This window comes from Mesorhizobium sp. M0016 (assembly GCF_040324035.1).
Taxonomy (GTDB): domain Bacteria; phylum Pseudomonadota; class Alphaproteobacteria; order Rhizobiales; family Rhizobiaceae; genus Mesorhizobium.
Map to the genome: position 1 here is coordinate 54,592 of NZ_JAMYVM010000019.1, position 20,838 is coordinate 75,429.

19 protein-coding genes and 1 tRNA gene are annotated in these 20,838 nt (G+C 63.1%); 7 read left to right on the forward strand and 13 right to left on the reverse strand.

Features of this window, described 5'->3' with window-relative positions; all coding sequences use genetic code 11:
* Positions 1-6: 6 nt before the first annotated feature.
* The gene (locus NKJ88_RS23790) at positions 7-1,635 is read right to left on the reverse strand and encodes a fatty-acid--CoA ligase (RefSeq protein WP_023703205.1); all 1,629 of its coding nucleotides are present in this window, start codon (positions 1,633-1,635) and stop codon (positions 7-9) included.
* Positions 1,636-1,947: 312 nt separating this feature from the next.
* Between NKJ88_RS23790 and NKJ88_RS23795 the strand changes: the two genes are divergently transcribed.
* Both NKJ88_RS23795 and NKJ88_RS23800 read left to right on the forward strand, forming a co-directional pair.
* Positions 1,948-2,307, forward strand: a complete 360-nt coding sequence (locus NKJ88_RS23795) for a hypothetical protein (RefSeq protein WP_023670697.1) — start codon at positions 1,948-1,950, stop codon at positions 2,305-2,307.
* A gap of 159 nt (positions 2,308-2,466) precedes the next feature.
* Positions 2,467-2,856, forward strand: coding sequence for a DUF427 domain-containing protein (locus NKJ88_RS23800; RefSeq protein WP_352445781.1), 390 nt, complete (start codon positions 2,467-2,469; stop codon positions 2,854-2,856).
* 165 nt (positions 2,857-3,021) lie between these two features.
* Here the strand turns inward: NKJ88_RS23800 and NKJ88_RS23805 are convergent, their stop codons facing one another.
* The 3 genes from NKJ88_RS23805 to ppdK all read right to left on the reverse strand — a co-directional run bounded on the left by NKJ88_RS23805 (position 3,022) and on the right by ppdK (position 7,867).
* A complete protein-coding gene (locus NKJ88_RS23805) occupies positions 3,022-3,798 on the reverse strand; it encodes a polysaccharide deacetylase family protein (protein WP_050590348.1) in 777 nt (258 codons plus the stop codon).
* 89 nt (positions 3,799-3,887) lie between these two features.
* Positions 3,888-4,988 (reverse strand): glycosyltransferase family 9 protein, encoded by a 1,101-nt coding sequence (locus NKJ88_RS23810; protein WP_023703202.1) that lies wholly within the window; start codon positions 4,986-4,988, stop codon positions 3,888-3,890.
* A gap of 173 nt (positions 4,989-5,161) precedes the next feature.
* Positions 5,162-7,867 (reverse strand): pyruvate, phosphate dikinase, encoded by a 2,706-nt coding sequence (ppdK, locus tag NKJ88_RS23815; protein ID WP_352445783.1) that lies wholly within the window; start codon positions 7,865-7,867, stop codon positions 5,162-5,164.
* Positions 7,868-8,082: 215 nt separating this feature from the next.
* On the opposite strand from ppdK, the gene NKJ88_RS23820 reads away from it, so the two are divergent.
* Together NKJ88_RS23820 and NKJ88_RS23825 are read left to right on the forward strand one after the other, a co-directional pair.
* Positions 8,083-8,427 (forward strand): VOC family protein, encoded by a 345-nt coding sequence (locus tag NKJ88_RS23820; protein ID WP_023687172.1) that lies wholly within the window; start codon positions 8,083-8,085, stop codon positions 8,425-8,427.
* A gap of 110 nt (positions 8,428-8,537) precedes the next feature.
* Positions 8,538-8,612 (forward strand) — tRNA-Gln (locus NKJ88_RS23825).
* Positions 8,613-8,729: 117 nt separating this feature from the next.
* Here the strand turns inward: NKJ88_RS23825 and NKJ88_RS23830 are convergent.
* From NKJ88_RS23830 to NKJ88_RS23845, 4 genes are all read right to left on the reverse strand, one after another.
* Positions 8,730-9,038, reverse strand: a complete 309-nt coding sequence (locus NKJ88_RS23830; RefSeq protein ID WP_023670691.1) for a hypothetical protein — start codon at positions 9,036-9,038, stop codon at positions 8,730-8,732.
* A 1,231-nt stretch (positions 9,039-10,269) separates the two neighbouring features.
* Positions 10,270-13,728, reverse strand: a complete 3,459-nt coding sequence (gene smc / locus NKJ88_RS23835; RefSeq protein ID WP_352445785.1) for a chromosome segregation protein SMC — start codon at positions 13,726-13,728, stop codon at positions 10,270-10,272.
* A 69-nt stretch (positions 13,729-13,797) separates the two neighbouring features.
* Positions 13,798-14,529: a DsbA family protein gene (locus NKJ88_RS23840; protein ID WP_023687169.1), complete on the reverse strand. Its 732-nt coding sequence runs from the start codon at positions 14,527-14,529 to the stop codon at positions 13,798-13,800.
* A 167-nt stretch (positions 14,530-14,696) separates the two neighbouring features.
* Positions 14,697-15,203, reverse strand: a complete 507-nt coding sequence (locus tag NKJ88_RS23845; protein WP_023687168.1) for a DUF721 domain-containing protein — start codon at positions 15,201-15,203, stop codon at positions 14,697-14,699.
* A 50-nt stretch (positions 15,204-15,253) separates the two neighbouring features.
* On the opposite strand from NKJ88_RS23845, the gene mutY reads away from it, so the two are divergent.
* Together mutY and NKJ88_RS23855 are read left to right on the forward strand one after the other, a co-directional pair.
* A complete protein-coding gene (mutY, locus tag NKJ88_RS23850; RefSeq protein ID WP_023668390.1) occupies positions 15,254-16,375 on the forward strand; it encodes an A/G-specific adenine glycosylase in 1,122 nt (373 codons plus the stop codon).
* A 22-nt stretch (positions 16,376-16,397) separates the two neighbouring features.
* Positions 16,398-17,009 carry an HAD family hydrolase gene (locus NKJ88_RS23855; RefSeq protein ID WP_023668391.1) on the forward strand — a complete coding sequence of 204 codons (612 nt, stop codon included), beginning with the start codon at positions 16,398-16,400 and terminating at the stop codon, positions 17,007-17,009.
* A 219-nt stretch (positions 17,010-17,228) separates the two neighbouring features.
* Here NKJ88_RS23855 and NKJ88_RS23860 read toward each other — a convergent pair whose 3' ends face one another.
* Complete coding sequence (locus NKJ88_RS23860) at positions 17,229-18,362, reverse strand: site-specific DNA-methyltransferase (RefSeq protein ID WP_023668392.1); 1,134 nt, start codon at positions 18,360-18,362, stop codon at positions 17,229-17,231.
* A 187-nt stretch (positions 18,363-18,549) separates the two neighbouring features.
* On the opposite strand from NKJ88_RS23860, the gene NKJ88_RS23865 reads away from it, so the two are divergent.
* Complete coding sequence (locus NKJ88_RS23865) at positions 18,550-19,236, forward strand: HAD family hydrolase (protein WP_352445788.1); 687 nt, start codon at positions 18,550-18,552, stop codon at positions 19,234-19,236.
* Between the two features lie 5 nt (positions 19,237-19,241).
* Here the strand turns inward: NKJ88_RS23865 and NKJ88_RS23870 are convergent, their stop codons facing one another.
* From NKJ88_RS23870 to NKJ88_RS23885, 4 genes are read right to left on the reverse strand one after another with little or no spacing between them, the layout of a single operon-like run.
* Positions 19,242-19,673 carry a DUF1801 domain-containing protein gene (locus NKJ88_RS23870; RefSeq protein WP_245260083.1) on the reverse strand — a complete coding sequence of 144 codons (432 nt, stop codon included), beginning with the start codon at positions 19,671-19,673 and terminating at the stop codon, positions 19,242-19,244.
* Between the two features lie 13 nt (positions 19,674-19,686).
* Positions 19,687-20,145: a DUF1801 domain-containing protein gene (locus tag NKJ88_RS23875; RefSeq protein WP_023732088.1), complete on the reverse strand. Its 459-nt coding sequence runs from the start codon at positions 20,143-20,145 to the stop codon at positions 19,687-19,689.
* Between the two features lie 3 nt (positions 20,146-20,148).
* The gene (locus tag NKJ88_RS23880) at positions 20,149-20,370 is read right to left on the reverse strand and encodes a hypothetical protein (protein WP_023668396.1); all 222 of its coding nucleotides are present in this window, start codon (positions 20,368-20,370) and stop codon (positions 20,149-20,151) included.
* Between the two features lie 25 nt (positions 20,371-20,395).
* Positions 20,396-20,788, reverse strand: a complete 393-nt coding sequence (locus tag NKJ88_RS23885; protein WP_023668397.1) for a VOC family protein — start codon at positions 20,786-20,788, stop codon at positions 20,396-20,398.
* Positions 20,789-20,838 lie beyond the last annotated feature (50 nt).

Below are 20,838 nucleotides of genomic sequence, written 5' to 3' on the forward strand. Positions count from 1 at the left end.
TCCCGGTCAATCCGTCGGCAGGCGGTAGTCGCTGAACTGCTTGCGCAAGGTGATCTTCTGGATCTTGCCGGTGGCGGTGTGCGGGATTTCACTGACGAAAGCGACGTCGTCGGGTATCCACCATTTCGGCACCTTGCCGTCCATGAACGCCAGTATATCGGCCTTGCTCGGCTCCTTGCCGGGCTTGGCGACCACGACCAGCAAGGGCCGCTCGCCCCATTTCGAATGATGGACGCCGATCGCCGCGGCCTCGGCGACATCGGGATGGCCGACGGCGAGGTTCTCCAGGTCGATGGTCGATATCCACTCGCCGCCCGACTTGATGACGTCCTTGGCGCGATCGGTGATCTGCATGTAGCCGCCGGAATCGATATGGGCGACATCGCCAGTGTCGAACCAGCCGTCCTTGTCGAACTGCTCGGCTCCGACGCCGCCATAATAGGCGCTGGCGACGGCTGGACCGCGCACCTTCAGCCGGCCGAAGGTCTTGCCGTCCCAAGGCAGTTCCTTGTCGTCGTCATCCGTCACCTTCATCTCGACCCCGAAGGGCGGGTAGCCCTGCTTGCCCTGGATATCGAGCCGGTCCTCGCCCTCGAGCGCTTGATACTGCGGCTTCATGGTGCACAGCGTGCCGAGCGGTGACATTTCGGTCATGCCCCAGGCATGGATGACTTCGACACCGTAATTGTCCTGGAATTTCCTGATGATGGCGCGCGGGCAGGACGAGCCGCCGATGACGACTTTGCTGAGATAGGGAAGCTTCTTGCCGGTGTCTTCCAGATGCTGCAGCAGCATCATCCAGACGGTCGGCACGGCGGCGCTGAAGGTCACCTTCTCGGTGTCGAGCAGCTCGTAGATCGAGGCGCCGTCCATCTTGCAACCGGGCATGACCAGCTTGGCGCCGATCATCGGCGCGCTCTGGCCAAGGCCCCAGGCATTGGCATGAAACATCGGCACGACGGGGAGGATCGTGTCCCGCGCGGAGAGGCCCATGGCGTCGGGCATGGCAGCAATCATGGCATGCAGCACATTCGAGCGGTGGCTGTAGAGCACACCTTTGGGATCGCCCGTCGTGCCGGAGGTGTAGCACATGCCGGCTGCGGTGTTTTCGCCGAAAACCTTCCAGGCGAAGTCGCCATCGGCCTCGTTCAACCAGTCCTCATAGGCAACCACATTCGACAGCGTCGTTTCAGGCAGATGCGCCTTGTCGGTCAGGACGATCACCTTTTTCAGCGATTTGACCGCGCCGGCGATCTTTTCCAGCAGCGGCATGAAGGTCAGGTCGACGAAGATCCCTCTATCCTGCGCATTGTTCATGATCCAGACGATCTGCTCGGGGAACAAACGCGGGTTGAGCGTATGGTAGATGGCGCCGATGCCCATGATGCCGTACCAGGCCTCTATGTGGCGCGCCGTGTTCCAGGCCAGGGTCGCGATGCGGTCGCCGAGCACAAAGCCATCGCGCTCCAACCGTTGAGCGACCTTGAGCGCGCGGCGATGAACTTCAGCATAGGTGGTGCGAACGACAGGACCTTCGATCGAGCGCGAGACGATCTCGCGCGTCCCGTGCTGCCGCTCGGCATTGTCGATCAGCTTGTGGCAGAGCAGCGGCCATTCCTGCATCAGTCCGAGCATCTGGTTCCTCCCATTGCTTCCTCGTTTTTCCCGTCTTTTGTTCCATTGTGGGACGAACGGACGGATTGTCCAGCCATGACGTCTCCAACCGTTAACGGCTGAAGCAAGCAGTGATCGAAAGGCGGGGAAAACCGCCACAATCCGGCCATCGTCGACGTTAAGGTTCGTTAACGGGGTAGGGGTGCGGATTGGCGACTGAAAGAGGTTCGCATGGACACGCAGCTCGACGGCAAGCAGATCGACGGCAAGCAGATCGATTACAGGCAGATCGACGACAGGCAGCTGGATGACAGCGAGGCCCAAGACGTGCAGTTGGACGATATTCAACTCGACGACAAAGAGCTTGAAGACACGCTTGCCGCAAGTCTGGCCGATCTCGTGCCGGAGGCCAAAAAGGTCTCCGAAGACGAATTTGTCGAGGTGGTCGGCGGCGCCCTTGAAGCGGTCGGCGGCACGCTGCTGTTCAAAATGTGCGTCCAGAACGAAGGCGAAGGCCAGCATGTCGCCGCCGCATCGATCGGCGATGGCGGCAATCGCCAGTTCCTGCTGCTCACCTTGCCGACAGGCGGCGGCCCACTGAAGGTCGAGACGACGTCAAGAAGCACCAACCCGGTAGCCGGTATTGCCGCGGCCTATGCCGGCCTCATGGACGTGTTCAAGACCGCAGCCTGAGCATTCCACGCGGGATCGTTTTTAGTGATCGGAAGGCCAGCTCTGGGCTACTGGCGAAGGCTTGCGCAACGGGTTCTCCAGACACATTTTAGAGACATGGGAAGCATCCCGCACGCTCTCAATCGGACTGTGCTCCCAATCGAACAAGGAGAACCCCGCATGGACCAGATCGCCAACCCCGCCCCCGGCTTTCAGAGCAATCCCGGCAAGGTCATCACCGTCGAACCCTATCGCGGTACCGTGGTCGTGCGTGCCGGCGATACGGTGATCGCCTCATCGACGCGGGCGAAGCTTCTGTCCGAACCGCCCTACCCCCAGGCATTCTACATCCCCTTCGAAGACATCGACTTCACCCAGCTCGGCAAAACCACCCTGTCGACCCACTGCCCCTACAAGGGCGACGCCAGCTACTGGAGCGTGCTGCCGGCCGGTGAGACCGGCAAGGACGCGATGTGGGGCTATGAGCAGCCCTTCGACGAAATGGCTGAGATTCGCGACCACGGCGCGTTTTATCCCAACAGGGTCAATATCGAAGCAGCACCGGCCTGAGCAAGCGACTCAAGCCGCCGTTGCTCGCTTCGTCATCCCAGGGTCTTCGCGACGGAGCTTCGCTCCTGTTTCATCCTGGGATGACGAAGTTTAGAGGCCTCGGCTAATCTCAAACGTCGGCGACGTCAGTCCAAAGGCGATGAAACTGCCTGCCGCCGCCCAATCCTAATCAGTCGTCCCGTCGTTGCCGACACCGTCGGCGTCATCCAGCCGCACGAACATCAGCCCCTTGGCCTTCAGCGCGAGCAGACCTTGCACGACGCCCTCGCCGGCGGCGTGGGTCGGCTGGTTGATGTGGGCGATGATGACATCGCCATCCTTGGCGGCGGCGATGCGCCGGGCGGTTTCTTTTGCACCAAGCAACGAGCCGCCATCGCCGTTGATCGAAAAGCCGGCGATCTTGAAGCCGAGCCTGCGGATCATAGCGATGGCCGACGGACTGTATTCGGCGGTCGCGCCGCGAAACCATTTCGGCGCCGGCTCGCCGGTGCCAGCGAGAGCGGCGGCGCCCGATTCGACTTCGGCCCGCACCGCTTCCGGGCTGCCGGCGCTGCGGATGCCATAGATCTTGCGCGGCGTGTCGACGGCCGGGATGTGATGGCCGCCATGGTTTTCCAGTTCGAACAGGTCCGGATGCGCGCGCATGATCTCGACGACGGCGGCGTTGCGCTTCAGCCAGATGCCGGTGACGAAGATCGTCGCCGGAATCCGGTTCTCCACCAGCGCCGACAGGATCCTCGTATCGGTCTGGCCGCCGCAGGCGTCGAGCGTAAGCGCGACGCGGCCGACATTGCCACTGCCACCATCCTCAGCCTTCAGATGCAGCGTCGGCTCGACAAGCGGCGCGGCCTGGGCCGAGGACACGGCCAGGATAGATAGCGCCAAGGCGCAAAACAGCTTTTGCAAGGGATGCCTGTCTTGTCTGAGAATCGGCGCTGTCATAGCCGCATCCCAGGACCCGCAACAAGGCGGAAATTGGGATAGTGGCCGTGAGAAAGCTGATATCCCGACAATGTGACCGCCGCGCACCGTCAGACGGCGTGTTCCAGTTCCACATGCGTGCGTGACAGGACTTCGCGCACGGCCGCGACGACCGGTTCGACCTCGAGGCGCCAGACGCAGCAGGCCTTGCTGGGATCGAGCGGATTGCACAGGCTGCCCGCCACGCAATTGCACGGCATGGATGGCTGCAAGGCGAGGCTGGGCACGCCGACCGGTCCCCAGACGGCCGGGCTGGTCAGGCCGAACAGGCCGACAACCGGCGTTCCGGCCGCTGCTGCCATGTGCATGGGGCCGCTCTCATTGCCGACAAACAGCCGCGCCTGCTGCAACACCGCCAGCAGCGTTTCCAGCGACAGCGCGCCGACGAGGTTGACGATCGACGCGGCACTGGCGAGGATCTGCTCGGCCGGCTTGCGCTCGTCAGGGCCTCCGACGAGTACGAAATCCAGTCCGGTTTCGCGCGAAATCGTGTCGAACACGGCGGCAAAGCGTTCATGCTGCCAGCGCCGGCCGTGAAAACTGGCGCCGGCATGCACCGCGACAAAGCCGTTTGGCCGCAAATGGTGTTTGTCCAGCAATGCCTGGGCCCTCGCCGTCTCCATCGGCAATGGCCGAATCGACGGCACCCGCACGCGCAGGCCGACGCCGAGCGGCTCGAGCGGCGAAAGGTAGCGGTAGAGATAGTGACGTTCGCCAAAACCGAACGGCTCGGCAAAGACATTGGCGGGCTGGCGCTCATGCCAGCGCAGCGGCCTTTCCGGAGGATTGTAGCCGATGCGGGTGCTGGCGTTGAGGAACCTGACGATGAGCCGCGATGTCTTTGAATCGGTGAGGTCGATGGTCAGGTCGAAACGGAATTGGCGCAGCTTGCTGATCATAGAATAGAGCTCGCGCCCACGCTCCAGCGGGGTGCCGCGCATGGCGGCGCGGCGGAAGGTCACGACTTCCGAGGCGATGCCGTGGGCGGTCACGAAACTGGCGAGGCGCGCCTCGCAGAGAAAGACGATCCTGACACCGGGATATTCGAGCTGCAGGTTCTTGGCGAGCGTGGAGGACAGAACAACATCGCCGATGAACTTGGTCTGGATAATCAGGATCGAGCGGAAGGGTCTGGGCGAAATCTGTAACATCTTTTTCTCGGCACCGGGCGGGTTGGGGGGCCGTGAAATTGGGCAGAAACGATGTCGGGATTGCGTGTTGAGCCGCGCACATCAGCGTGAATTTGCTTACAAAATCGTAAGCTTAGCGCCAAACGGCCACCCAGGGTGGCCGTTTCATCGCTGCCGAAATGACTATGTCGAAATCAGGATGCCGCGGCGCTCTTTTTGGGGCGCGGCACTGCTGTTTTGGCAATCTGCACCGCGGCTTGGGCTGCGGCCAATCTTGCGATCGGCACCCGGTAGGGAGAGCACGACACATAGTCGAGGCCGACCTCTTCGCAGAAGCGGATCGAGGCCGGATCGCCGCCATGTTCGCCGCATATGCCGAGCTTGATGTCGGGCCGCGTCGCCCTGCCTTTTTGCGCAGCCATGCGCACCAGTTCGCCGACGCCCTCGATGTCGAGCGAGACGAACGGGTCCTGCTCGATGATTCCTTTCTGCCGATAGGTCTCGAGGAAGGACGCCGCATCGTCGCGCGAGATGCCGAAGGTGGTCTGGGTGAGATCGTTGGTGCCGAAGGAGAAGAACTCGGCCGTAGCGGCGATGACGTGGGCGCGGATCGCCGCGCGCGGAAGCTCGATCATCGTGCCGGTGAGATAGTCGATCTTGACGCCGGTCTCGTCCATGACAGCCTTGGCGATCGCATCGATGCGCGCCTTGACGTAGTCGAGCTCCTTCACCAGGCCGACCAGCGGCACCATGATCTCGGGAACGACCAGCGCGCCGGCTTTCTTGCCGGCCTCGACGGCTGCCTCGAAAATGGCGCGCGCCTGCATCTCGGCAATCTCGGGATAGGAGACGGCGAGGCGGCAGCCGCGATGGCCGAGCATCGGGTTGAACTCGTGCAAGGCTTCGGTGCGCTGCCTGAGCTTGTCGAGCGAGACGTTCATGGCGGCGGCGACCTCCGCCACCTCCGCTTCCGTCTTGGGCAGGAATTCGTGCAGCGGCGGATCGAGCAGCCGGATCGTCACCGGCAGGCCGGCCATGATCTCGAACAGTTCGAGGAAATCCGAGCGCTGCATCGGCAACAGCTTGGCAAGCGCGGTGCGGCGGTCCTTCTCGGTATCGGCCAGGATCATCTCGCGCATGGCGACGATACGCTCGCCGTCGAAGAACATGTGCTCGGTGCGGCAGAGGCCGATGCCTTCGGCGCCGAAGGAGCGCGCCATGCGCGCATCGAGCGGCGTCTCGGCATTGGTGCGCACCTTCATGCGGCGCACCGCATCGGCCCATTCCATGATGGCGGCGAAATCGCCCGACAGTTCCGGCTGCAGCATCGACACGGCGCCCTTCAGCACCTGGCCGTTGCTGCCATCGATGGTGATGATGTCGCCCTTGCGGAAGGTCTGGCCCATCGACATCAGCGTGCCGGCCTTGTAGTCGACACGCAGCGAGCCGGCGCCCGAAACGCAAGGCTTGCCCATGCCGCGCGCGACCACGGCGGCGTGGCTGGTCATGCCGCCGCGCGTGGTCAGGATGCCTTCCGAAGCATGCATCCCATGAATGTCTTCGGGGCTGGTTTCGATGCGCACCAGGATTGCCTTGCGACCTTGCGTCTTCAGATCCTCGGCATCGCCCGAGGAGAAAACAATCTCGCCGGTCGCCGCGCCCGGAGAAGCCGGCAGGCCGACGCCGATGACATCGCGCGCGGCCTTGGGGTCGATGGTCGGATGCAACAGCTGATCGAGCGAGGCCGGATCGATGCGGGCGACCGCCTCCTCCGTCGTGATCAGCTTGTCGCGCGCCATTTCGACGGCGATCTTCAGCGCCGCCTTGGCGGTGCGTTTGCCGGAACGCGTCTGCAGCATCCACAATTTGCCGCGCTCGATGGTGAATTCGAGGTCCTGCATATCGCGGTAGTGCTGTTCCAGGCGGTCGGAGATGTCGACGAAGGAGCGAAACGCGTCCGGCATCAGTTTCTGCAGCGACGGCTTGTCGGAGCCAGCGGCAATGCGCGCCGCCTCGGTGATGTTCTGCGGCGTGCGGATGCCGGCCACGACATCCTCGCCCTGCGCGTTCACCAGGAACTCGCCGTAGAGCATCTTTTCGCCGGTCGAGGGGTTGCGAGTGAAGGCGACGCCAGTGGCTGACGTCTCGCCCATATTGCCGAACACCATGGCCTGGACATTGACCGCCGTGCCCCAGCTTTCCGGGATGTCGTGCAGGCGCCGGTAGGTGATGGCGCGGTTGTTCATCCAGCTGGAAAACACCGCGCCGATCGCCCCCCACAGCTGCTCGTGCGGGTCCTGTGGAAACGGCCTGTCGAGCTCCTCCTCGACCTTGGCCTTGTAGAGGGCAATGACGCTCTGCCATTCCTGCGCTGTCAGTTCGGTGTCGAGCTCGTGGCCGAGGCTGGCCTTCTGGTCCTCGAGGATTTCCTCGAACACTTCGTGGTCGAGACCCATGACGACATCGGAATACATCTGGATGAAGCGGCGGTAGCTGTCATAGGCAAAGCGGGCATCGCCGGAATCGGCTGCCAGCGCCTCGACCGTCTCGTCATTGAGGCCGAGATTGAGCACGGTGTCCATCATGCCCGGCATCGAGGCCCTGGCCCCGGAGCGGACCGAGACCAGAAGCAGCTTCGACGGATCGCCGAAACGGCGCCCGGTCAGTTGCCCGATATGGTCCAGCGCCTTGACGACGTCGGCCTTCAACGCGGCCGGATAGCTGTTGCCGTTGGCATAATAGGCGTTGCAGACTTCGGTGGTGAGGGTGAAGCCCGGCGGCACCGGCAGGCCAAGACTGCACATCTCGGCCAGATTGGCGCCCTTGCCGCCGAGAAGGTTGCGGTCGCCCGCACGTCCCTCCGCGGCGCCATCGCCGAAGGTGTAGACCCATTTGGTCATGCTCGCCCTCCAAGTCCTCGGAAGATAGAACACCGGGGCCAAGACCCGGTTCCCCCGCGTTCCGACCCGAGCGTTATTATGCTGCAGTGCGAAAGGCAAGGTGTGGCAGCGAAGCCCGGCGACTACAATCGATTAAGCAAAAGCTGCGTCGAAAAGACTTGCCGGATCGCTGCCCAGGATATAGAACATATAGGGAACAAGTTGGGAGCAGCGTGATGAAACTCAACGGAAAACTCGACTATCTCGAACTGCCCGCGACGGGCGCAACGCTGGACAGCGTCAAGGCTTTCTACAGCGCCGCCTTCTCGTGGTCGTTCACCGATTACGGGCCGACCTATTCAGCCTTCGGCGAAGGGCTCGATGGCGGCTTCCAGGCCGATGCAGGCGAGGCTCCGGCGAAACCATTGCCGGTGCTCTATTCGCAGGATCTGGAAGCAACCCTCGACGTTGTCGAAAGCGCCGGCGGCACGATCGTCAAGCCGATATTCTCGTTCCCGGGCGGCAGGCGGTTCCATTTCACCGATCCCGCTGGCAACGAGTTGGCGGTCTGGGGCGAATAGCGCGTCCCCGCGCCAAGCGGTGGATCAGTTTTGCACAGTGGCCAACTCGGCATTGAGCTTTCGTGCCGCTCGTCCTATAAGGCCGCGCGCAGCGGGCAAAGCTCGTTTGCTGGGGCGTCGCCAAGTGGTAAGGCATCGGTTTTTGGTACCGACATTCCCAGGTTCGAATCCTGGCGCCCCAGCCAAATCACATGCCTTTGGAATCAATGATTTACCGACCTTGTCGATGGCTGCCGTCAGGAGCTATCTGACTCCCACGCGACCCCGACTCGGTTGACAGAGCCGGGGCCGTGCGGAGAGGATCAGTAATCGTTGTCGTCCTGGATGACGACGGGATGATGCCGATGATGTCGATAATAGCGATGATGGCTGCGCTCGATCGAGCCGGTCACGATGACCGTATCCCGGCGATGATGTCTGCGGCCGTGGTCGTAGAAGGCAACCGTGCCGTGTCTGCGGTGATGAAGGCGTTGACCCTGGTCATTGATGACCTTTACGCTCCTGTGATGATGTCGATGGTGGGTCGTGATGACCACGTCAGCTTCGGCTGCCGGAGCTATCGTCGGCATGGCAATGAACAGCGCCAAGGCGCTCACGATCATTGTTTTCATTGTAATATCTCCACCTGCTAATTATCCCTTCGCGGGGATAACCGCGTCCCATCCCTTTGGTTCCGAGTAGCGTCGTCGGTCCACGGGCGCGATCAGTGACGGCTGCTCCCGTGCAACACGGCGTATCGAAAGAAGAAGTTGCGACAGCAGCTCCTGTTGGCAACTTCTGGCAAAGGCGCTCTTTCAAGCCGACCACCAGGGTTACGCCACTCGACAAAGCAGCGCTGCACAGGACCCTTCTATGTCGTCGCGTTCGATCTCCTGATCTGTGACGGGAAACACTTGTCTTGCGAGGAAGACCATCGGCACAATTTGTGAGATTTACGAGACCAATCAGGCCATTTCAGATCCCATAGGTCGGGCCGTCTCAGATCCCGTAAGAAAGTGCAAGGTAAACCACCGGCGCCAAGATCAGCAGAACCGCGATTCCGATAACCACTGCGATTGCCAGGCGCTCTGTTCGCCTGACAAGCTCAGCGACCTTGTCGTCGTCAGCCGATGGTATGAGGTCAAGAACGGAAGAAACTTCCGCAGGACTGTCGTTGTCGTTTGCGGGTCGGGTTGCGCCGTCACGCACAGATCTCTGGACAAAGGTCACTGTTAGCCTCGCTATTGAAACGCACGCCGTTGGCGGTGTCACGACAATCGGGTGCCCGCTAACCTCTCAGGAATGGCGGGCACCCGATTGACCACCGATGAAGGGACTCATGCTCGGCAGCCCGGTTCCAATGTATCGGGAGGGCATAGGTTGCCCGCCTTCAGGCCTATGGCTCCGACGTCAGGACTTCAGTCATACCCTGTTCGGACCTTGGTCTGGCAATCGACGAAGCGATGGCCGCCATTTTGTTTCGACGCAGAAAATGCGGGAACATTAGTAGGCTCTTACGAGTTCACTCCCAGCAACTAGTTCGGGAGAGATACGGTGAACAACATAATCTGGCTCATCGGAGCAGTCGTTATCGTGATTGCGATACTGAGCTTCCTGGGCTTCCGATAAACGTGGCAGCTGAATTGCGGTCGGAGCCTATTGCCATCTGCGCCTTGTAGGCATCGCTTTCGCGTTGGCCGGGCGCTTTGCATGTGGGCTTTGGCGTTCGCTCTCAGGTGGCGCTTAAATTCCTTCTCTTCGAACCTTACAGAATGCGCGTCGCAAGCAGGTCGCAAGGGCGACGGTCCTATTGCAACAGTCGGATCGACGCCATCGCCGACGAAATCAACAAAGCATGCTGCGTCAGCTCGCCTCGCGCATCGCCTCGGCGGCCTGCAGATCGACCGAGACCAGTTGGCTGACGCCCTGCTCGGCCATGGTCACGCCGAACAGGCGGTTCATGCGCGCCATCGTGATCGGGTTGTGGGTGATGATGACGAAGCGCGTCTCGGTGGTCGCGGCCATTTCGTCCATAAGGTTGCAGAAGCGTTCGACATTGTGATCGTCGAGCGGCGCGTCGACTTCGTCGAGCACGCAGATCGGCGCCGGATTGGTTAGGAACACGGCAAAGATCAGCGACATCGCCGTCAGTGCCTGCTCGCCGCCGGACAGCAGCGTCATGGTCTGCGGCTTCTTGCCGGGTGGACGTGCCAGGATTTCGAGCCCGGCTTCGAGCGGGTCGTCGGATTCGATCAGCTGCAGTTCGGCCGTGCCGCCACCGAACAGATGCGAGAACAGCCGCTGGAAATGGCCGTTGACCACCTCGAAAGCGGCAAGCAGCCGTTCGCGGCCTTCGCGGTTCAGGCTCTGGATCGCTTGCCTGAGCTTGCGGATCGCCTCGATGATGTCCTCGCGCTCGGAGACGATGGTCTCCAGCCGGTCCGACAATTCCTTCTGCTCTTCCTCGGCGCGCAGATTGACGGCGCCGAGCCGCTCGCGCTCAACCTTCAGCCGGTCGAGCTGGCGCTCGATCTCGGCCATTTTCGGCATCGGGCTGTCGGCTTCCAGGCCAGTATGGCGAATGACCAGATGCGGCGGCGTGTTCAGCGTTTCCTGGATGCGCGCCTCGACCTCGAGCCGGCGCTCATCGGCGGCGGTCAATCGCTCTTCGGCGCGGACGCGGGTTTCGCGGGAATCGGCCAGCGACTGGATGGCCGCGGTGGCGGCCTTGTCCAGCTCGGCCTGCTTGTTCTCGGCCTCCTGCAAACGGTCGGCGGCCGCCTTGCGCAAGGTCTCGGCCTCGGTCAGCTGCGACAGCAGCGCGCGCCGCCTGGCGTCGATCTCGTCGGGGGCGTCGGCCAGCGTTTCGCGCTCGGCCTCGGCCTCGGCCCTGCGCTCGCCCAGCGAGGCAATCTGCGTCGAGGCGTTTTCGGCCCGCTGCAACCAGTTGCTGCGCTCGGCGCCGATGGCGTCGAGCCGGCGCGTGCGCGCCTCGGCTTCGCGGCGCAGGCCTTCATGGACGGCGCGCGCGTCGGCCAAGGTTGCGCGATCGCGGCTGACATTGGCGGCGGATTGTTCAAGCTGCAATTGCAGGTCGCCGAGATCGGGGGCGTCCTGCAGCAGCATTTCGGCCTCGGCGAAGGCGGCGGCCGTTTCTTCATGGCTGTCGACGATTCGCGCGCGCGCCTCGTCCAGGGCGGCGCGGCGGCTTGCCAGCTCGCCACCGGCCTTTTCGGCCTCGGCCAGCGCGCTGCGGGCGGCGTCCAGGCCGTGCTGGGCATCGCGCCCGGCCTGGCGGGCGTTGCGTTCGGCCTCGCTCGCCTCACGCAGCGCCTGTTCGGCCTGGGCAAGGGCAGCCTCTGCCTCACGCATCATCTGCGTCGCCTGCACCGCCTCGGCATCGAGCTCGGCCAGCCGGTTCTTCTGCGCCAGCCTCTGCGCGGCCGCGGTCGGTGCATCGGCGCTGGCGGTCAAGCCATCCCAACGCCACAGCGCGCCGTCACGGCTGACCAGCCGCTGGCCGGGGGCAAGCAGCGTCTGCAGGCGTTTGCCGTCCGCCGCATCGACGATGCCGATCTGCGCCAACCGGCGGGCAAGCTGCGAAGGCGCGCGCACCACGCTGGCGAGGCTCTTGAGGCCTTCCGGCAAAGCCGCATCGCCTGGTTCAACCTGGCTTTCGCCCCAATGCACCGGCGCGCTGCGGTCGAGCGGCACGTCGAGATCCTCGCCAAGCGCAGCACCGAGGGCCGTCTCATAGCCGCGTTCGACGCTGAGTTGCTCCAGTACCGACGGGAAAAGATCGCCGCTGGCGGCATTGAGGATCTTGGCCAGCGTGCGGGCTTCGGTCTCGATGCCGGCGAGTTCGGCCCTGGCATCCTGCAGCGGCGGACGGGCGGCACTCTCGGTGGCGCGCGCCTCGGCGACCGCCTGTTCGGCAGCAATGGCGCCGGCCTCGGCTTCCTCCAACCGGGCGAGCGCGTCCTCGACCAAAGCGCGCTTCTCGGCGGGATCGGGCAGGCCGGCGACTTTCGAGACGATCTCCGATAGCTCGCGGTCGACATCGGCCAGCTGGCGGGCAAAGCGATCGCGGCGTTCGGCGGTGTCGCGCAGCGTGCGCTCGATCTGGTTGCGCGAGGCGGCGGCCTCTGCTCGTTCGGCGGTCAGCGCCGCGAGCTTTGCTTCGCTTGTTATAAGCGTTGCGCCGGCCTGCTCGAAAGCGGCCCGCGTCGTGGCTTCGCGCTCGGCGGCGCCGGCATTGTCTGAGTTGAGCGTGGCTTCTTCCTCGCGCAGGCGCTCAAGAATATCCGCATTGTCGCGGACCATGCGCTCCTCGCGGGCGATGTCGCCGTCGAGCTGCTGCAGCCGGCGCTCGAGTTCGGCCTGGCGGGCGCGGATGCGGCCTGCCTCCTCCTCGATCTGCGCCTTGGCGATCGACAGGCGCTGGAAGGCGGCAGCCGCGGCGGCCTCGGCATCGCGCAGATCGGGCAGCCGGTGGGCACCGATGCCTTGCTCACGGGCGGCAGCCATCTGGGCGGCGGCGCGGTCGCCGACCAGAGCTGTGGCAACCGCCAATGCCGACCGCGCATCGCCCTCCTGGGTTTTGGCCAAGGTCCAGCGCAGATGCAAGAGCGTGGCTTCCGCCTTGCGGATATCGGCCGACAGGTTCTTGAAGCGCGATGCCTGGCGCGCCTGGCGCTTCAGGCTTTCGATCTGGCTTTCCAGTTCGCCGACGACGTCGTCCAGCCGTTCCAGATTCTGTTCGGCCGCCTTCAGCCGAAGCTCGGCCTCGTGACGGCGGGTGTGCAGGCCGGAAATGCCGGCGGCTTCTTCGAGCAGCGCGCGGCGCGCCTGCGGCTTGGCCTGGATCAGTTCGCCGATGCGGCCCTGTCCGACCATGGATGGCGAGCGCGCGCCGGTCGACTGGTCGGCGAACAGAAGCTGCACGTCCTTGGCGCGGGCTTCCTTGCCGTTGATGCGGTAGAGCGAGCCGGCTTCGCGCTCGATGCGGCGCGACACTTGCAATTCATCGGCGTCGTTGAAGGCGGCGGGCGCGGTCCGGTCGCTATTGTCGAGGAACAGCGTGACTTCGGCGGTGTTGCGGGCCGGGCGCGTTCCCGAGCCGGAAAAGATCACGTCGTCCATTCCGGACGCGCGCATGTTCTTGTATGAGCTTTCGCCCATCACCCAGCGCATCGCCTCGACAAGGTTCGACTTGCCGCAGCCATTCGGCCCGACAATGCCGGTCAGGCCGCGTTCGATGACGAACTCGCCGGGTTCGACGAAGGACTTGAAGCCGAGGAGGCGAAGGCGCGAAAACTTCATTCGCGCCTGCCTGGAAGGCACAAAGGTGCGCTGACGCCGAAGCGCAGTCGCTCCGGCGCCGCCTGGACGTCAGAGCAGAGGGTCGATGATGGCCGATATTTCCTCAATCGACATCGCACCTTTGTAGGTTTTCCCGTTGATGAAGAAGGTCGGTGTCGAGTCGACCTTGAATTCATCGGCGCCGCGCTTCTGGACCGATCTCACATCGTCCAGAAGTTTCTGGTCCGTCAAGCAGGCCTCGAAGGACTCCTGTGTAAAACCGGCGAGCTTGGAGATCTGCAGCAGCGCATCCTTGGTATTGTTGACGCCGACCCAGTTGGCCTGCTGCTTGAACAGCACGTCGACCATCGGGAAATAATTGTCCTTCGAACAGCGCGCCAGCATGAAACCGGCCTCGGCGCTCGGATCGAACGGGAATTCGCGCAGGATGTAACGCGCCTTGCCGGTGTCGATGTATTTGGTCTTCAACTCAGGGAAGGTGGTCGCCGCGAAATGCGCACAATGCGGGCAGGTCATCGAAGCATATTCGACGATGGTGACCTTGGCGTCATCCTTGCCGAGCTGCTTGTCGGGCAAAGCGCCGGGCTTCAGCAGTTCGGCCATGTCGACATTGCCGGAAGACTCCGGGACCTTGACGGCGGCCGGAGTGGCAGGCGTCGAAGCAGGCACCGCGGGAGCCGCAGGCTTCACATCCGCTGCTTTGGCATCCTCGCCTGAATCGCTGCATGCGGCGAGCATAGCCACTGCCGGAATGACGGCCAGCGAAGACAGGAGGTTTCTGCGGGACAAGCTACGGTTCATGCGAATCACCTGACTGTGGTTTGATTTTGCAACGCAAAGGCTAGAAAAGGCGAGAGTTGGCGGGAATTAAGGCATCGCCGTCCCCATTCCAATCGCCAAACTCTACATGCAGGATCACGAATGCGCGAGATAGATGACGCGTTCATGACCGACTGATTACCGGTTGATTACCTTGGCCGCTTCCTTTGGCCAAGAATTGTGGCGCCAAGACGCTCCAGCGAGGCGCGCAAGCCTTCATCCTCGATCTTGCCGACGGTATCGGACAATTTGGCCTTTTCGACAGAAGTCAGTGCTCTCGGCGTCGGTTTCGGCCGGGCTTTGTCCCTCAGCACCGGCTTTTGCACGATCCGGATCCTGCCGATCGCGTTGAAGCCGAGAAAGGCATTGACGCGGTTGATGATCTCGCCGGTCTCGTGCTGTAGGTGCAGCGCGGCCATGCCCTCGCAGGCGATGACCAGCACCGCCGGCTCGAACGGATCGTCCTCATGCATGCGGCGCGGCCACTGGATTTTTTCGGGGCGCGAATGGCCGGCGAGCCTGGGGCCGGCGATCTCTTCCCATGACTGCACCAGCCCGATCGAAATGCCGGCCCGCTTGCGCAGCACGGGGTCGAGGATCGCGGTCGCGAGATCGCTCACCGGAACGGGATTGCCGTAAGGCGTTCTCCCTGCCATGTACGTTCTCCAGCCACGCTCCTCACCAGCCTAGAGCCAGCCCGCGATCAATGGCACTGCACGAACAGACCCGCAAGGCCGCATCCGGACCAACTCTATCGGGAGAGATCGCCGCGCGTCTGCTTGCCTGGTACGACGCGCACCATCGCGAACTGCCGTGGCGGATCACGCCGCACGCCGCGGCCGGCGGTGCACGGCCGGACCCCTATCGCATCTGGCTTTCGGAAGTGATGCTGCAGCAGACCACGGTCGAAGCGGTAAAATCCTATTTTCGCGCCTTTGTCGAGAAATGGCCTGATGTGAAGGCGCTGGCGGCTGCGCCGGCCGAGGATGTGATGAAGGCCTGGGCCGGGCTCGGCTATTATTCACGGGCGCGCAACCTCAAGGCCTGCGCCGATCTGGTTGCGAGCCAGGGCGGCCGTTTTCCCGACAACGAAACGGGATTGAGGGAATTGCCGGGGATCGGCGCCTATACGGCGGCGGCGATCGCGGCGATCGCCTTCGACCGTCCGGCGGCGGTCGTCGACGGCAATGTCGAACGTGTCATCTCGCGGCTCTATTCGATCGCAACGCGGCTCAGCGAGGCAAAGCCTGAAATCCGCGCGCTCGTCGCAAGACTGGTTCCGCAGACAAGGCCGGGCGACTTCGCCCAGGCAATGATGGACCTTGGCGCCACGATCTGCACGCCAAGACGGCCGCGCTGCATGCTGTGCCCGGTGCGCGAGGATTGCAGCGCCATCCTGTCCGGCGACCCCGAGCGCTTTCCGGTCCGCCTGCCCAAGGTCGACAAACCACTCAGGCGGGGTGCCGCCTTCGTCGCCGAGCGCGGCGACGGCGCCATCCTGTTGCGCAAGCGGCCTGACAAGGGCCTGCTCGGCGGCATGACCGAGGTGCCGACCACAGGTTGGACAGCGCGGATCGACGGTGCAACCACTTCGGAGGCAGCGCCCTTCCCTGCCGACTGGCGGCGCGCTGGAGAGATCGCGCATGTCTTCACCCATTTCGCGCTCGAGCTCGAAGTTTTTCACGCTCAAGTGAAAAGTGATGCGCCGGAAGGGCATTTCTGGTCGCTGGCCCATGACATTTCCGGAGAAGCGCTGCCGACCGTCATGAAAAAGGTCATCGAAGCAGCGATACCGGGCGCAACCAAAAAACACCGCCCAATTGACTAGCATTCGCTTTGAAAGGCCAGAAATGACTGAAATCCGCCATATCGTGTTCGACATCGGCCGCGTCTTGCTCCACTACGATCCGAACATTCCGTTCAGCCGCCTCATTCCCGATGCCGAAGAGCGCAAGTGGTTCTTCGACAATGTCTGCACGCATGACTGGAACATCGAGCAGGATCGTGGCCGGACGTGGGAAGAGGCGGAAGCGCTGCTGATCGCGGATTACCCGGATCATGCTGAAAACATTCGCAATTTCCGGCGCTATTGGAACGACATGGTGCCGCATGCCTATGAGGACAGCGTCGCCATCATGCTCGGCCTGATCGAGAGCGGCCGCGACGTGACCATGCTGACGAACTTCGCCGCCGACACGCTTGCCGAGGCAAGACTGCGCTTCGATTTCCTTAGCCGCCCGCGCGGCGTGACCGTGTCGGCCGATATCCGTGAGATCAAGCCCGACCGCGCCATCTACGACCATCACGTGGTCGCGTTCGGCCTGGAGCCCTCCGCCACGCTGTTCATCGACGACAGCCCCAGGAATGTCGACGGAGCCAGGGCGGCTGGCTGGAATGCTGTGCTGTTCACAGATGCAAAAACGCTCAAGGCGGACCTTGAGCGGTATGGCATCGCGACCTGAGCTACGCAGAGGGGTCGAGGTAGCGCTTTATGGCGCCCCCCTCTGCCCTGCCGGGCATCTCCCCCACGAGGGGGGAGATTGGCAGCCTCGCCGACGGCTCTTTCTTACAACGTTGAAGGTTGGCGAAAACAATGAAGCGCGCGATCTCCCCCCTCGTGGGGGAGATGGCCGGCAGGCCAGAGGGGGGCGCCGTAGGGCGCCGACCTTTATGTGGTAGCGTCAGGCCCCTGCCCGTTCCATGCCGAGCCTGGCGATGCGGCGCAGTTCGTCGATCGGGGTCAGGCCGCCCGAGCGCTCATAGTGCCAGAAGGTCCAGCCATTGCAGGCGTCCAGGCCCTGCACTTCGGCGCCGATCTTGTGGATCGAGCCGGCGCTGTCGCCGATCGCCACCGTGCCGTCGGCGCGTACCTTGGCCGACCAGCGCTTCTTGGCATCGTAAAGCGTGGCGCCGGGCTGCATAAGCCCGGTATCGATGAGGCTGACAAAGGCGACGCGCGGCTCGGCGCGCTTGCCGGTGAGCACGGTGAGATCGGCGGTTTCCAGCGGCCGCACGGCATCGATGCGCTCATTGGCGGCGTCGATATAGGCCTGCTCGCGCTCGATGCCGACGAAATGGCGGCCAAGCCGCTTGGCCACGGCGCCGGTTGTGCCGGATCCGAAGAACGGGTCGAGCACGATGTCGCCCGGCTTGGTCGAGGCCATCATGATGCGGGCGAGCAGCGCTTCCGGCTTCTGCGTCGGATGCAGCTTGTCGCCATTGTCGTTCTTCAGCCGCTCGCCGCCAGTGCAGATCGGGAACAGCCAGTCGGAGCGCATCTGGATGTCGTCGTTCGATGCCTTCATGGCTTCGTAATTGAAGGTATAGCCCTTGCCCTTCTGGTCGCGCGAAGCCCAGATCATGGTCTCATGCGCGTTCTGGAAGCGGCGACCGCGGAAATTCGGCATAGGGTTGGTCTTGCGCCAGACGACATCGTTGAGGATCCAGAAGCCGAGATCCTGCATCTTGGCGCCGACGCGGAAGATGTTGTGGTAGGAGCCGATGACCCAGATGGTGCCATTCGGCTTCAGCACGCGGCGTGCCGCCAGGAGCCAGGCGCGGGTGAAGGCGTCATAGGCCTCGAAACTCTCGAACTGGTCCCAGTCATCGTCGACGGCGTCGACCTTGGACTGGTCGGGCCGGTGCAAATCGCCGTCGAGCTGCAGATTGTAAGGCGGATCGGCGAAGATGACGTCGATGGATTTTTCCGGCAGCCGGTCGAGCGCGGCGACACAATCGCCCTTGAGGATCGTGTCCAGCCACTCGGATTGCTGGGGGGCGTGGGAGAGGTCGGCGAGAAGACGCACGGCAGACATTTTTACACCCAAGGCACGCGTTACTGTTTACTCCCCGTTATGGTTACCGATCAGCGTAAATATTCGGTGAAGGACGCAACGGTCCAGGCAGCCCTGACGTCGTCAATTTGCGCAGCCCGGCCCGTTGGTGTATGTCGCGCCGCTTGAGCCTTGCCGGGCCTCCATCACCCTCCTCGTTCGGATTGCCATGCCCCAGCCAGATCTTGTCATCTTCGATTGCGACGGCGTGCTCGTCGATTCCGAAATCATCGCAGCCCGCGTCGAGGCCGAATTGCTGACCTTGGCCGGATATGAAATTTCGGCTGAGGAATACGCCGAAACCTATGCCGGACTGACCTTCAAGGACATCATGATGCGGGTCGAGCAAAAATCCGCCATCCCGTTCCAGGCCTCGATGATCGACCGGGCCGAAGAGCTGGTCGACCGCAAACTGCGCAGCGACGTGCGCGCCATCGACGGCGTGCGCGAGGCGGTCGCCGCGGTCACCGCGCCGCGCTGCGTCTGCTCGAACTCACGCTTGGAGCGGATCGAGTTCATGCTCGAGAAAGTGGGCCTGCTGCCGTTCTTCCCCGGCCGGATTTTTTCAGCGCTGGAAGTACCAAGCAAGAAAACCAAGCCCGCGCCGGATGTGTTCCTGATCGCGGCGGAGCAACTCAACGCCAATCCGGCAAACACCTTCGTCATCGAGGATTCGGTGCACGGCGTCACCGGCGCCAGGGCCGCCGGCATGCGCGTGATCGGCTTCACCGGCGCCGCGCACAGCTATCCCGGCCATGCCGATGTGCTGACCGAAGCCGGAGCCGAAACCGTCATCCGCCGCTGGGCCGAACTGAAAAGTGTGATTGCCGCTCTGTCGGAGTGGTCGGACGCCTGAACCGATCAGTCCTTGGCTTTGGCCGACCTGGCCGGTTTCTTCTTAGCCCTGTTGTAGGCAATCGCGGCGCGGACGAGCGCTTTCAGCGCATCCGCATCGATCACGTCGCCCTCCGACACATCGATGGCGCGCCACACCTTGCCGTTGAGCCCATTGTTGAACAGCCTGTCGGGATCCGGCAGGCTGGCGCCGTGAGAAAAGGTCAGCTTCACCTTGTCCTTGTGAGCGTTGCCGACGGCGATCATGCCGTCGCGTGACCATACCGGGCTGCCCATCCACTTCCACTCCTCGATGATTTCCGGGTCGGCGTCGAGGATGGTCTTGCGCAGGCTGGCCAACGTCTTGCCCCGCCAATCGTCCAGCTCCCGGATTCGGGCATCTATCCGCTCGGAGGCAGAGGCGCCTCCCTCGTCCTTGCTCGACATGCTGATCTTCATGGTCTGCCTCCGTTCACATCTTCTCGCCGGGCAATCGGCTGGCCTGCTTCACCCAGGAGGCGAAGCGGGCTTCGTCGATCTCTTCGCCTTCATGGATGTCGAGATAGCGCACTTCCTTTTGCCTGGAACGGCCGGGAGGCACAGGATCGAGCGACGTGCCGCGAAAGAAGGCGACTTTGACGTATCTGGTGAAGCAATGCAGGCTGAGGAACCAACCGTCGCCCTCGATGCCATAGAACGGTGAGTTCCACTTCACCGCCTTGTAGACGCCGGGGACGGCGCTGACGATAAGTGCGTCGATCCGGCGCCCGACATCGCTTTTCCAGCCCGGCATGGCAGCAATATACGCCTGCACCGGAGCGTCCCCATAGGCCTTCGGGATCTGCGGGTTGCCGCCCGAAAGCAGGACCGGCTTTTCCGGCTTGTCTGGGGCCGGTTTTGCGACCTTCGATTTTCCCGGCGCCTTGGCCATGTCCTACCCTTGCGCGCCCTGCTCGCCACGCGATCTCGCGACGTAAGGCAGCACGAACATGTAGAGGCCGCTGAACAGCAGCAGGAATAGCGGCAGCAGCGGCGAATAGACCACCCAGGCCGGAGGTTGCCCGAACGCCATGGTGATGAAATTGGCTGCCACGGTCAGCGTGAAGATGATCGACAGCCAACGATGGGTTTGACGTATCCATTTGCTCAAGTTCATTGCAACTTCCTCTTGAAACCAGCGCCTACCAACGCGCCAGTTGGGTGATCTGGATGAGATTGCCGCAGCTGTCGTTGAGCTGGGCGATGGTCGAGCCGGTCACTTCTGTCGGCGCCATGGCGAACGCACCGCCGCGTCCCTTGATGCGCTCGTAATCACCCTTGACGTCGTCGGTGAACAGCATGAGCGCGGGCTGCCCCTGCTTGAAGATGGCCTGCTGGTAGGCCTTGGCGGCCGGGTTGTCGTTGAGCGCCAGCTGTAGCTCGGCTCCCTCGGGCTCATCGGGTGAGATGACGGTCAGCCAACGAAAAGGCCCATTGCTGAAGTCGGCCTTCACAGCAAAGCCCAGCACGTCGGTGTAGAAGCGCAGTGCGTTGTCCTGGTTGTCCACATAGACGCTGGTCAGCTTGATCTTCATCGATTTCCTCCTTTTTGCATTCGGTGCCCCGCGATCAGGGCATGGTACCG